This window comes from Staphylococcus sp. HGB0015 (assembly GCF_000411275.1).
Classification (GTDB): domain Bacteria; phylum Bacillota; class Bacilli; order Staphylococcales; family Staphylococcaceae; genus Staphylococcus; species Staphylococcus schleiferi.
In genome coordinates this window covers 896,648-910,371 of record NZ_KE150417.1, presented here as the reverse complement: position 1 = coordinate 910,371, position 13,724 = coordinate 896,648, and the positions used below count along the sequence as shown (strand labels likewise).

At 34.8% G+C, this 13,724-nt stretch carries 12 protein-coding genes; all 12 read left to right on the top strand.

Features of this window, described 5'->3' with window-relative positions:
- Nucleotides 1–12: 12 nt before the first annotated feature.
- The 12 genes from aroB (at nucleotide 13) to asnS (ending at nucleotide 13,539) form a co-directional block, all read left to right on the top strand.
- Nucleotides 13–1,086, top strand: coding sequence for a 3-dehydroquinate synthase (gene aroB / locus HMPREF1208_RS04175; protein ID WP_016425106.1), 1,074 nt, complete (start codon nucleotides 13–15; stop codon nucleotides 1,084–1,086).
- Nucleotides 1,087–2,376, top strand: coding sequence for a 3-phosphoshikimate 1-carboxyvinyltransferase (aroA, locus tag HMPREF1208_RS04170; protein ID WP_016425105.1), 1,290 nt, complete (start codon nucleotides 1,087–1,089; stop codon nucleotides 2,374–2,376).
- A gap of 1 nt (nucleotide 2,377) precedes the next feature.
- Nucleotides 2,378–3,619 carry a tetratricopeptide repeat protein gene (locus HMPREF1208_RS04165; RefSeq protein WP_016425104.1) on the top strand — a complete coding sequence of 414 codons (1,242 nt, stop codon included), beginning with the start codon at nucleotides 2,378–2,380 and terminating at the stop codon, nucleotides 3,617–3,619.
- 11 nt (nucleotides 3,620–3,630) lie between these two features.
- Nucleotides 3,631–4,182, top strand: a complete 552-nt coding sequence (locus tag HMPREF1208_RS04160; protein ID WP_016425103.1) for a YpiB family protein — start codon at nucleotides 3,631–3,633, stop codon at nucleotides 4,180–4,182.
- 36 nt (nucleotides 4,183–4,218) lie between these two features.
- On the top strand, nucleotides 4,219–4,815 hold the full coding sequence (locus HMPREF1208_RS04155) for a DUF1405 domain-containing protein (protein WP_016425102.1): 597 nt from the start codon (nucleotides 4,219–4,221) through the stop codon (nucleotides 4,813–4,815).
- 37 nt (nucleotides 4,816–4,852) lie between these two features.
- The gene (locus tag HMPREF1208_RS04150; protein ID WP_016425101.1) at nucleotides 4,853–5,551 is read left to right on the top strand and encodes a zinc metallopeptidase; all 699 of its coding nucleotides are present in this window, start codon (nucleotides 4,853–4,855) and stop codon (nucleotides 5,549–5,551) included.
- 268 nt (nucleotides 5,552–5,819) lie between these two features.
- On the top strand, nucleotides 5,820–6,143 hold the full coding sequence (locus HMPREF1208_RS04145; RefSeq protein WP_016425100.1) for a nucleotide pyrophosphohydrolase: 324 nt from the start codon (nucleotides 5,820–5,822) through the stop codon (nucleotides 6,141–6,143).
- Nucleotides 6,144–6,158: 15 nt separating this feature from the next.
- Nucleotides 6,159–7,283 carry an N-acetyl-alpha-D-glucosaminyl L-malate synthase BshA gene (bshA, locus tag HMPREF1208_RS04140; protein WP_016425099.1) on the top strand — a complete coding sequence of 375 codons (1,125 nt, stop codon included), beginning with the start codon at nucleotides 6,159–6,161 and terminating at the stop codon, nucleotides 7,281–7,283.
- 3 nt (nucleotides 7,284–7,286) lie between these two features.
- Nucleotides 7,287–8,489: a CCA tRNA nucleotidyltransferase gene (locus HMPREF1208_RS04135; RefSeq protein WP_016425098.1), complete on the top strand. Its 1,203-nt coding sequence runs from the start codon at nucleotides 7,287–7,289 to the stop codon at nucleotides 8,487–8,489.
- On the top strand, nucleotides 8,473–9,444 hold the full coding sequence (locus HMPREF1208_RS04130; protein ID WP_016425097.1) for a biotin--[acetyl-CoA-carboxylase] ligase: 972 nt from the start codon (nucleotides 8,473–8,475) through the stop codon (nucleotides 9,442–9,444). Before HMPREF1208_RS04135 ends, HMPREF1208_RS04130 begins: the two co-directional genes overlap by 17 nt.
- Nucleotides 9,445–9,475: 31 nt before the next feature.
- Entirely contained in the window at nucleotides 9,476–12,178 is a 2,703-nt protein-coding gene (locus HMPREF1208_RS04125) for a helicase C-terminal domain-containing protein (protein WP_016425096.1), read from the top strand.
- 68 nt (nucleotides 12,179–12,246) lie between these two features.
- Entirely contained in the window at nucleotides 12,247–13,539 is a 1,293-nt protein-coding gene (gene asnS / locus HMPREF1208_RS04120; protein WP_016425095.1) for an asparagine--tRNA ligase, read from the top strand.
- The last annotated feature ends 185 nt before the right edge of the window (nucleotides 13,540–13,724 follow it).

The following is a 13,724-nucleotide window of genomic DNA, read 5'->3' as shown; positions in this document are numbered from 1 at the left end:
AGGTGATCGACATTGGAATTTACAACCACATACGCACAAAATAATTATCTTATTATTGTCGCACATTCATCCTTAAACAAGCTAACCGAATTCACTTCGAGTTATCAGCACACTTTCGTCTTCGTAGATGCATCGGTATATCAACTCTGGAAAAGTAAAATCGATCAACTTGTGACCGCTCAAGCGATGACGTGTATCACGATTCCATCAGGAGAGCAAGTCAAATATTTCTCATATTATGAAGAGTACTTAGAGTTATTATTATCATATCATCCCACTCGAAATACCTGTCTTGTTGCTATTGGAGGTGGCGCTACAGGAGATTTTGTGGGCTTTTTAGCTGCTACACTTTTGAGAGGCGTAGATTTTATACAAGTTCCTACGACACTTTTGGCACACGATTCAAGTATCGGAGGTAAGGTCGGCATTAATACAAAGCAAGGTAAAAATTTAGTAGGCGCATTTCACCGGCCAAAAGCAGTGCTATATGATTTAGACTTTTTAGAGACATTACCTGAAAATGAAATATTAAGTGGCTATGCTGAAGTTTATAAGCATGCTTTATTGAGAAATGAAAATGCAACAAAAGCATTAGAAAATCAATATCCGAGTCAAGTAGAGCTCAAATCTTTAAAACAAATCGAAACATACTTAATTCAAGGGATCCAAACAAAATTACAAATTGTCGTTGAAGATGAGAAAGAAAAGGGACAACGGCAGTTTTTAAATTTAGGTCATACTTTTGGACACGCAGTGGAATATCACCATCGACTCCCACATGGTTATGCCGTTATGATTGGTATATTATATCAATTTATCGTATCAAATATTTTATTCAACACTTCGTTTAATCTTCAACACTATTATCGTTACTTCAAATCATTAGGTTATCCGTTGGAAATCATCGCGTCGTTTCAATTTGAACCGTTATATGCGTTGATGTTACATGATAAAAAAAATGACGCTGATGGTGTACGCATGGTTTTACTAAAAGACATCGGCAGTCCTATTGCAGTCCATGTGAATCATAACATTTTACATCAAGCATTTACGCAACTTAAGCAACTCCACAAAGAGGTGAATTAAATGCAAACCATAACATTAAAAGGTCCTCTAAAAGGGGAAATCACGGTCCCCGGAGACAAATCAATGACACACCGTGCAATCATTTTTGCTTCTTTAGCGAAAGGAAAGTCAGTCATCTATCAACCTCTGTTAGGTGAAGATTGTTTACGTACAGCTAAAATATTTGAAAAACTAGGGGTCAAGATGACTATCACATCAGAAAAAATAGTGATTGATTCACCAGGGTATCAAGATTTTAAAACACCCCGTCAATGTTTATATACAGGTAATTCAGGTACAACAACGAGACTATTAGCAGGATTATTTGGCGGGATGGGGTTAAGAAGTGTGCTTTCAGGTGATGCATCGATTGCAAAAAGACCCATGAATCGTATCTTACAACCTCTTCAAAAGATGAATATCAACATGAGTGGTGTTGATGAAAACTATACACCACTCATTGTAATGCCAAGTCAAGTTCGAGGCATAGATTATCAAATGCCTGTTGCAAGTGCGCAAGTTAAAAGTGCTATTTTATTAGCGGGTTTGTTTGCCAATGAAGAAACCGTTATACACGAAATAGAAATGTCTCGTAATCACACAGAAACAATGTTTGCCCATTATCAGATTCCTGTTGAAACAAATCAATTAACAGTGACATTACCCCCGAGAGGGATTGACCACATTGTTGCGCGAGATTTTTATGTTCCAGGTGACATCTCTTCGGCCGCTTTTCTTATTGTTGCTGCCTTAATAACACCGAATAGTGATATTACGATACACAATGTAGGAATCAATCCTACACGTGATGGCATCATTGAAATTGTACAAAAAATGGGAGGCTGCCTTACATTAACGCAACAAACGGACGGACCTGAGCCTACAGCGACCCTTCGTGTACAATATACACCTCATTTAAAAGGGATTGAAATTGGCGGTTCACTTATCCCACGTTGTATTGATGAATTGCCAGTGATTGCATTACTCTGTACACAAGCTGCAAGTTCAAGTATCATAAAAGATGCTGAAGAATTAAAGGTAAAAGAAACCAATCGAATTGATACGACAGCAAATGAACTGAGTAAACTTGGCTTAAAATTAAAACCGACAGAAGATGGACTTATCATTGAGCCTTCAACAGTTTCTAGACTTTCAGATCTCGATAGCCATACGGATCATAGAATCGGTATGATGCTAGCAGTTGCTTCATTACTCACTGAACAATCTGTACATATTCATCAATTTGAAAGTGTAAACGTATCTTTCCCGGGGTTCTTACCTATGTTAAAACAATTAGAAAATGAGGGATAGTATGCAAGACATCTACAAATTAATCGATGATATCAATCTACAAAAATTAAATCAGCTTGATTCTCGAGTACAACAAGCATTGGAATCTGACGATGATGATGCGTTGTTCGTTTTAGGTGAGACACTGTACAATTTTGGTCTAACACCTCAAGGTCTTGAAGTTTTTAGAACACTTTATATGAAGTATCCCGATGAAGATGAAGTACTAATTTATTTTATTGATGGATTGATTTCCGAAAATCATACAGACGAAGCTTTAGAATATTTAAACGAAGTCCCACTTACTCCCGAACGTTTAATGTTAGAAGCAGATTTATATCAACAAATCAGTATGGTCGATATCGCAATAGAAAAAGTACAACAAGCGATTGATATGCAACCTGCGGATCCGATTATACATTTTGCGCTTGCGGAGCTTCTTTATTTCGACGGGCAATATTTACGTGCTTCGCGAGAATATGACACTGTTCTTGAAAGTGGTGAATATGAAATCAATGGTATCAATTTGTTTTCTAGATTAGCCGACAGTAGCCTTCAAAGCGGTAATTATACCGATGCATTGCGTTGGTTTGATGAAATCAACGAAAAAGAGCTTCATTCTGAAGACTACTTGAAAAAAGCAATTGCTTATGAAAAAAATGATTTAACGCATGAAGCGATTAAACTCATGAAAACTTTATTGCAAAAAGATCCGGATTTCATTCAAGGGTATTATTATTTACAACAATTATATGAAAATGAAAAAAGTTTTGCAGATGCCATTGAGATTGGCCAAGAGGGGTTACGACTCAACCAATTTTATAAAGAATTAATGTATAGTACAGGCGCACTACAAATTGAACATGGTGACCAAAACGAAGGTGTCGAATTGTTAAAACAAGCCCTTGAAGTTGACCCAAGTTATCAAGAACCTTTATTGATGCTTGCAGACTTATTTAGAAAAGAAGAAGAGTATGAAGCGATTATTGAGTTGGTGCAATTCGTCAATGAAGAAGATATGGATCCTCAATTTGTATGGCAATTGGCATATGCATTTGGAGAAGAAGAACGTGATAAAGAAGCGCAGCATTTTTATGAACTCGCTTTCGACACGTATAAAGAAAATATCGACTTCTTAAAAGATTACTATTATTATCTCATCGAAGTCGGTCAGACAGATCAAGCAAAAGGAATACTCGAAACACTTATTGAGAAAGATAAAGGTAATGCAACATGGATTGAAGAACAAGAACGTTTAATGTAAGGTGATGATTCATGTATGAAGTGCATTTAAATTACGAAAAAAGAAACTTTATTGATTATCTGCTATTTCATTATCAATTTAAATCAAGAATTAGCGTTTGGCTCTTAAACCTTATCAGAGCTAATAGCGAAAGACTCGAACGCATTCATTTTGTTGATCATATTGTACAGGGGCATCCCACGCTTGAAATTGCAACTGAAGATGCCCCGTTTGTTGCAATTAAGTATCATGATACACATACGATTTTAATGAATTCAAACGAGATTTTTCACAATATCGTGCAGCACGATGGGATTATTGATATAAAAATCCATTTTGGACATACATCCCAACGCGATAAGAGAATGGATCACCTATTATTACATCAAATCATTACTTCTTACAATAACCATGATTACTTAAAAGATATGTATACCATTGAATTATCTAAAAATATTGAGCATCAGTTAATTCACACTATTCAATCACAAATCGATTTAAGCCTTAACATGAACGATGTAGAGGCTTTTCATCATTTTTCAAACGTTTTGAACTTATTAGAACTACGCCACATGAATGACTAATACGGTCAAATTCATTTAATTAAGAGAGGTGACACCATGCTATGGACGCAAATCCAAAATATGTTAATTTACAATCGAGCGCCATATTTATTCCTCATTTTATTTAATATTTTAGGTACAATTTATGGCTATATTTGGTATCAACCCAGATTGGCTACGACACCTTGGTATTTTTGGCCGTTTGTTCCGGATAGTCCAACAGCAACACTTTTTTTAGTAGTGTCACTTATCCTATTGTATGTTAATAAAAAGAGTGCCGTTATCGATGCGCTTGCTTTTGTAACTTTAATTAAATATGGTGTTTGGGCCGTCTTGATGAATATCATTCTATTTGTGCATGACCAAACGATTTATGTGATGGGTGTTGTACTGCTGATGATGCATGCTATCATGGCAATTCAAGCCTTTTTATTTTTACCCCTCTTTAAATTTACCGAATGTAGCATGATTGTCAGTATCATTTGGGTCTTTCATAATGATGTCATTGATTATGTCTTCCATCAATATCCAGTATATGGAGGACTCTCACAGTATGAAACACAAATAGGTTACATTTCGTTTTGGCTTTCAGTCATTTCCATTTTGTTTTTGATTTATTTTACAAGACAAGGTAAAAAGATTGACCCTATTTGAAGTACCACGTAAAATATAGTCTAAAGGAGTGAGCATAATGTCTTTAATGTCTTTAATTATTTATTTTGTAATACTTATGATCCTCCCAATGTATGCACAACACCAAGTTAAATCTAACTATGAAAAATATTCTCAAGTTAGATCGACAAGTGGCAAGACGGGAAGAGAAGTCGCATTAGAAATTTTACATGCGAATGGCATTTATGATGTGGAAGTAAAAGAAGGTCAAGGATTTCTAACTGACCATTATGACCCTAAAAATAAGGTAGTCGTTTTGTCACCTGCCAACTATAGTCGACCTAGCGTAGCCGGAACTGCAATTGCTGCACACGAAGTCGGACACGCGATTCAAGACTATCAAGGTTACTTCTTTTTACGATTCCGTTCTGCATTAGTACCAGTTGCTAACCTAGGAAGTTCATTGTCATATATTTTCATTATGGCTGGAATTGTGTTAACCGGATTACAAATGGCAATTGGTTCAACTGCTTTATGGATTGGGATTTTCTTAATGGCTTTTGCTGTATTATTTTCAATAGTGACATTGCCAGTTGAATTTGATGCAAGTAAACGTGCTATGAATCAGATTCAAAAGTTAAACATTGTAAATGAAAAAGAATATAAACACGCTGGACGCGTTTTAAGAGCTGCAGCTATGACTTATGTGGCAGCAACAGCAGTCGCAGTCGCTGAGCTATTACGATTTATTTTAATCGCGCGTTCATCAGATCAATAAAATAGAATGCAAAAAGAGTTGGAGAAATTGCTCCAACTCTTTTTTATGCTATAAAGCAATGTTATGCCATGAATGGGAGTTGGAATAACATCAATCTCAAATCACCTGTTTTTAAATCATGATGCATGGTGCATAGTGAATCACTCATTTTAATTTCATGTAAATCGTATTGAGTTGATTCTTAAAAGAGAATGAGCTTGATAGATTGCCCAAATCGATTCATTTCATGTAAGATAAAAGAGAATGAATTTAGAAAGGAAGTCATCAAATGACCAAATCACTCTCTGAAATGCAAAAAGAAGTTGATACATATATATCACAATTTAAAACAGGTTATTTTTCTCCGCTTGCAAATTTGGCACGCTTAACAGAAGAAGTCGGGGAACTTGCACGTGAAATCAATCATTTTCATGGTGAAAAGAAGAAAAAAGAGAGTGAAGCTGATAATACAATTGAAGCAGAGCTAGGCGATAATCTATTTGTATTACTTTGTTTAGCTAATTCTTTAAATATTGATATGACGGATAGTTTTAATCAAACGATGCAAAAATTTAATACACGTGATAAAAATCGTTTTGAAAGAAAATCATAAAGGAGATTATTGACGATGAAAATTGGAATTACTTGTTATCCATCTGTGGGAGGCTCAGGTGTGATTGCAACGGAATTAGGTATATTAATGGCCGAGCGTGGCCACGAGGTTCATTTTATTACTTCTAATATGCCTTTTCGACTTACAAAGCCGATTCCTAACATTACCTTTCATCAGGTTGATGTCAATCAGTATTCTGTTTTTCAATACCCACCTTATGATATTTCGTTAAGTACAAAAATTGCGAACGTCATTAATGAGTATGATTTAGATGTATTACATATGCATTATGCTATCCCTCATGCCATTTGTGGTATTTTAGCAAGACAAATGTCGGGTAAAGATATTAAAATCATGACAACTTTACATGGAACAGATATCACTGTTTTAGGATACGATCATTCGTTAAGAAATGCGATAAAATTTGGTATTGAACAAAGTGATGTCGTGACAAGTGTAAGTCAATCACTTAAAGCACAAACAAATGAGATTATTGCGCCGAATAAAGAAATTATTCCTATCTATAATTTTGTGCGAGAATCAGAGTTTCCAACAAGATATAATCCATCTTTTAAAGAAAGCTATCATATTGAACAAGATGAAAAAGTTTTAATTCATGTTTCAAACTTTCGACAAGTGAAACGCATTGACACCATCATCGACACATTTAGTAAAGTTAGAAAACAAATAAAAGCTAAATTATTATTAATCGGGGACGGACCAGAATTATTAGATATGCGAATGAAAGTACGTGAACTCGGCTTATCCGATGAAGTGCTATTTTTAGGCAAGCAAGATTGTATGAGTAATTTCTATCAAATTGCAGATATTGTGTTATTAATGAGTGAAAAAGAAAGCTTTGGTTTAACCTTATTAGAAGCAATGAAAACGGGTGTTATTCCAATAGGAACTTATGCAGGTGGTATTCAAGAAGTAATTCAACATGAAAAAACAGGCTATCTTGTAGACATAGGAGATAGTGATACAGCTGCACATTATGCATTAAAATTATTAAAAGATCCAGAACTTTATCAAACAATGCAACAACGTATGCTAAAAGATGTTGAGACACGCTTCCATTCTCAGAATATCGCAGATCAGTATGAATATTATTATAAACAAATGTTAGGAGAACTTTAATTCATGAATCGTATTCAATTTGAAGTCGCTCAACCCATTATAGATCGTCTCACCGAAAATGGTTATGAAGCGTATTTCGTTGGTGGCTCAGTACGAGATTACATTATGAATCGCTCTATACATGACGTTGACATTACAACAAGTGCGACACCTGATGAAATCGAATCACTTTTTGAACATACGATACCTATAGGTAAAGATCACGGCACAATCAATATCGTATGGAATAAAGAAAATTATGAAGTGACGACTTTTAGAGCTGAAGGTACTTATATTGAACATAGACGGCCTTCTGAGGTTTATTTTGTACGTGATTTATATCGAGACGTTGAAAGACGTGACTTCACAATGAACGCTATTGCTATGGATATTTCTTTTCAACGTTATGATTACTTTAACGGTGAACAAGATATTCAGCAGCGATTGATTCGAACTGTAGGCGACGCTGAGACACGATTTAATGAAGATGCTTTAAGAATCTTACGTGCACTCCGCTTCAAGTCACAGTTAGGATTCCATATCGAATCACAAACGTATGATGCGATGCAAAAACGATTATCAGATATACAATTTTTATCAATTGAGCGTATCATCGCAGAACTTACAAAATTACTTAACGGTTCTTTTGTTGCTGAGACATTCCCTTTACTACAAGCTTTGAACATTTGGCAATATATCCCTTTATTCAAAGATATGAATATGTCTTCTTTGAAAATTGTTACACCACTTACATTGGAAGCATTTTTAGCACTGATTCTGTTAAAAAATGGGGAAGCCACTCTAAAATCGTTGAAACTTAGCAAAGCTCAGAACCATTCGGTCTCAGCAATGGTCAAAGCGATAAACACAAGTCAATCGATAGAGACCAAAAATGCATTAAAATTATTTGTTTATGATTTTGGTTTGGATTTATCACTTGAACTTCTACGTTTAAAGGAAATATGGCTAGCAAACCAAATCTCATTACCATCCCCTTTAGTTTATAATGAAGGCACCCTTCGAACAGTATGGGACGAACTTCCGATAAAGGATCGTCAGTCTATGGCTATTAATGGCGCTATTTTAATGGATGCACTTCATTTAAAAGGTGGACCTTGGCTTAAAAAAGCCTTGCGAGAAGTTGAATGTGCGATCATTAAAGGCCAACTGGGGAATCAACAAGAAGAAATTATTGAATGGGTGAAAGAACATGTCGAAATATCGTGAAACTATATTGGAATTACTTACCGAAGCAAGACCTGACTATATCTCTGGCCAAACCATTGCGGAAAAACTGAATATTTCGAGAATGACTGTTAAAAAAACAATTGATCAACTTAAGTTAGAAGGCATTTCAATCGATTCTGTCCATAATCGTGGACATAAACTAAATGAACTTCCAACACAATGGCACGAAGGCGTCTTAAATGGGCTATTTAAAGATTCTACATTTATAGAGAAATTCGAATGTTATGCGACGGTCGATTCCACACAACAAATTGCCAAAAAATCGATTGTTGATTTTGATGGGACTATGTTGATTTTGAGCGATGCGCAAACTGCGGGAAAAGGGCGGTTCAAACGCGTTTGGCAATCTCCAAAAGAGAAAGGGTTATGGATGTCTGTCGTTTTACGCCCAGAAATTTCTTTTTCAATGCTGACAACATTTAATTTATTTATTTCTCTTGCAATCTGTGAAACGATACAAACTTATCTCACAGATCAAGTTCAAATCAAATGGCCCAATGACATCTATATTGGAACTCAAAAAGTCTGTGGCTTTTTAACTGAAATGATTGCCAATGCAGATGGTATAGAAGCGGTCATTTGTGGTATAGGTATTAATATTAATCATGAAGATTCAGACTTTGACCCAAGTTTAAATCATACAGCAACAAGCCTTAAAATACATAGCGGTCAAGACATCAATCGTTATGACTTTTTGAAGGTACTCATGCGTAATATTGAGCAACGTTATTTACAATTTTTAAATGAGCCATTCACTGCAATCAAAGAGGAATACATTGCACATTCAAATATATGGAATAAGCAATTGCGTTTTACAGAAGGATCACAGCAGTTTTATGGTAAAGTCGTTGAAATTGATGACCAAGGCTTTTTACATGTCGTTGATCGTCAAGGTGATCTTCACAGATTAATGAGTGCTGACATCGAATTATAAACGACAAACAGAGAAAGGAGGCACCTTTTATATGGCGCAATCGCCTTGTTATGCCGTCATCGACCTTGAAACGACTGGCAACCAAACAAATTATGATGAAATCATACAAATTGGTATTACATTTGTACAAGACAAACAAATTATTGATAGTTATCATTCAATGATAAAAACAGATATTCAAATCCCGACATTTATTCAAGCTTTAACCTCAATAGAAGAAGAAATGTTACAACAAGCGCCTTATTTTCATGAAGTCGCAAAAGAAATATATTCAAAAATAAAAGATTGTATATTTGTAGCACATAATGTGAATTTTGATTTGAATTTTTTGAAACGTTCTTTTAAAAAGTGTCATATTCATTATCAACCAAAGAAAGTGATCGATACTTTAGAGCTTTTTAAGGTGGCTTTTCCTACCGAAAAAAGCTATCAATTGACAGAGCTGTCAGAATCTTTAGGTGTGCCTTTAACTAACGCACATCGCGCGGATGAAGATGCCCGGACGACAGCACGAATTATGATTTTAGCCTTTGATAAATTTGAAACACTCCCGCTCAATACTAAAAAGCAGCTTTACTATTTAAGCAAACAACTCAAATATAACTTGGATGACTATTTTTTCGAATTGGTTCGATTACATCAACCTTCATTAGAACAAAAGCAGTTACAACAATTTGAGCAGATTTTTTATAAACCACAACCGGAATTTCATGAAGCGACATTAAAGTTTGAAGGGGACTTAAATGACCTATATCAATTAATTATCAATCATTGTGGATATCAGTATAGAGAAGAGCAGCTTTATATGGCACAAGTCGTTTTTGATCAATTGATGCATAATGATAAAGCCTTGATTGAAGCAAACACAGGAAGCGGTAAATCTTTAGCTTATTTGATTGCTGCATTAATGTATTATATCGAAACAGGCGAGCATGTAATGATTTCGACTAATACTAAAATGTTACAAAATCAGCTTTTATCTCATGATATTCCGATGTTGAACGATGCTCTAAATAGTACGATTAACGCAACACTGATCAAAAGTAAGCAAGACTATATTTCACTAGGACTTATCAGTCAAGTGTTAAAAGATGAAACATCGAATTATGATGTAAATTTACTTAAGATGCAGTTATTAATTTGGATTTTAGAGACACATACGGGTGATATAGAAGAACTCAATCTACGTGGTGGACAAAAAATGTATTTTGAGCAAAAAGTTGAAACTTATGTGCCGATTCGTAAAGATATTCATTATTATAACCACATACGGACGAATGCTTCGAAAATTCAAATTGGTATTACAAATCACGCACATTTATTATATTCTTCACCAGACCATACGATCTATCAATTGTTTAATCATTGTATCATCGATGAAGCCCATCGATTGCCTGATTATGCGATTGATTGTGCCATGCGTGCTTTTGGCTATTCAGACATTAAATATCAACTAGGACTCATTGGTAAAACAGAAAACGAGAAGTTACTCAAACAAATTGATCAGTTGGAGCAACAACGAATACTCGAAAAATTAGATATTCCGCCAATAGACGTCTTTAACATTAAACAAGATATTAACGCAATACATGATATGAACGAACAGTTCTTTGAAACATTGTTTGAGATGGTCCATAATGCACACATTTATGACGACGAAACATCAAAACTGTTTTATGTTTATGATATTGATGTTAATGTATTGATACCATCATTACATCACTTTATTTCGCAAATTAATTTAACACTCGAAAACTTTAACAGTATGAAACATAAAGTGATTAAGACGATGCGCAAACATTTACTTTATATTGTCGATCAATTACGGCACATTGAGAATGGTTTAAAAGATGGACATATGGCTTATCTATCGCTCAAAAATTTACAACAAAAGTCAACTATCAAAATTCATATTAAAGATCATTCTGTGAAGCATCTATTATCAGAGAAGATACTCAATAAATTTGACTCTATTTCGTTCGTATCCGGAACCTTAACTTTTAATCAGTCATTTAAAACTTTTAAAAAGTGGTTTGAGGATGAAACATCATTTCAAACCTATCAAATTCAATCCCAACAAACATTTCAACCGAATGGTCATATCTTTATTCCAAAAGATATTAAGCGCTACAATTATCAAAACCAAGATGAATATATCCAAACCATTGTCGATTATATCGCGCGATATGTGACCACAGTTGAAGGAAAATGTCTAATATTATTTACTAGTTATAAAATGTTATATACGGTTATGGATTATTTAAACCAAATGGTTGAATTTGAAGATTATGTGATTTTAACGCAACAGCAAAATCAAAATTATAAAATTGCCCAACAATTTAATCATTTTGATAAAGCGATTTTATTAGGAACAAGCACATTTTTTGAAGGATTCGATTATCAAGCAGAAGGAATTAAATGTGTCATGATTGCTAAATTACCATTTATGAATCAACATGCAACGAAGCCTATGCTACTTGCAAATGAGTTTGATAATGTCTTCAAGGATTATGTGTTACCAGAAGCTGTTTTGCGATTTAGACAAGGACTGGGTCGTCTTTTACGGAACGAAAAAGATAAAGGCGTCATTGTATCTTTTGATAATCGACTTATCCATAGTCAATATAAACAATTTTTCCAAAATACATTAACGCATTACAAACAACATCAAGGTAATATTCAGCAATTTGAACGATTACTCAATCGAATGCAATCGAATGATTCGACAGATTAGTCATTAGGTAGAAGTTCGTAACTACTTTTGTTAAAATAGTAACAGTATTAATAAATAGGAGAATGGTTATGAAAACAACGATTAAAGAAGCAAAAAATAAGATTGGCCAAGAAGTAACAATAGGCGCTTGGTTAGCAAACAAGCGTTCAAGCGGTAAAATTGCATTTCTTCAGTTACGTGACGGCACAGGCTTTATGCAAGGTGTTGTAGTAAAAGCAGAAGTAGATGAAGAAACATTTCAACTTGCAAAATCTATAACACAAGAGTCTTCACTTTATGTAACAGGTGAAATTACTGAAGATCAACGTTCAGATTTAGGTTATGAAATGCAAGTGAAAAAAATTGAAGTTATCCATGATGCTCATGATTATCCTATTACACCTAAAAATCACGGCACAGAATTTTTAATGGATCACCGTCATTTATGGTTACGTTCTAAAAAACAACACGCTGTGATGAAAATTCGTAATGAAATTATTCGAGCAACATATGAATTTTTCAATAATAACGGCTTTACAAAAATTGACCCACCAATTTTAACTGCGAGTGCACCAGAAGGGACAAGCGAATTATTTCATACAAAATACTTTGATGAAGATGCGTTTTTATCACAAAGTGGACAACTTTATATGGAAGCTGCAGCGATGGCGCATGGTAAAGTGTTCTCATTTGGGCCAACATTTAGAGCTGAAAAATCTAAAACAAGAAGACATTTAATTGAGTTTTGGATGATTGAACCTGAAATGGCATTTACAACACACCAAGAGAGTTTAGAAGTGCAAGAAGCTTATGTTGCTTTTATCGTCAAATCAGTACTCGAAAATTGTAAAATCGAATTAAAAGCACTTGGTCGTGATACTTCTAAATTAGAAAAAGTTCAAACGCCATTCCCACGTATTTCTTATGATGATGCGATTAAATTTTTACATGAAGAAGGTTTTAACGACATTGAGTGGGGCGATGATTTCGGTGCGCCACACGAAACAGCTATCGCAAATCATTATGATTTACCCGTATTTATCGTTAACTATCCAACTAAAATCAAACCATTTTATATGCAACCGAACCCTGAAAATGAAGAGACTGTCCTTTGCGCTGATTTAATCGCTCCAGAAGGCTACGGTGAAATCATTGGTGGTTCTGAACGTATCAATGATATTGATTTATTAGAAGCACGCATTGAAGCGCACCATCTCGATGCCGAAAGCTATCAATATTATCTTGATTTACGTAAATATGGTAGTGTGCCACATAGTGGTTTTGGTCTTGGTCTTGAACGTACTGTGGCATGGATTTCAGGAGTAGAACATGTTCGTGAAACTTCACCATTCCCACGTTTATTAAACCGTTTATATCCTTAATTAACAATCGAATTGAAGTTGGGCGCACATGGATGAATTCAACGATCAGTTGTCTTGCATGATAAGTCAGTACGTTATTTTCACTTATCATCCCCATGTGATAAAGGTCTCAACCTCGTTCGGGGTGAGATGATGAAACCTGTTTTTGAGAGGTTTCTCACTCACTCTTTTTTTATCGCTCATGT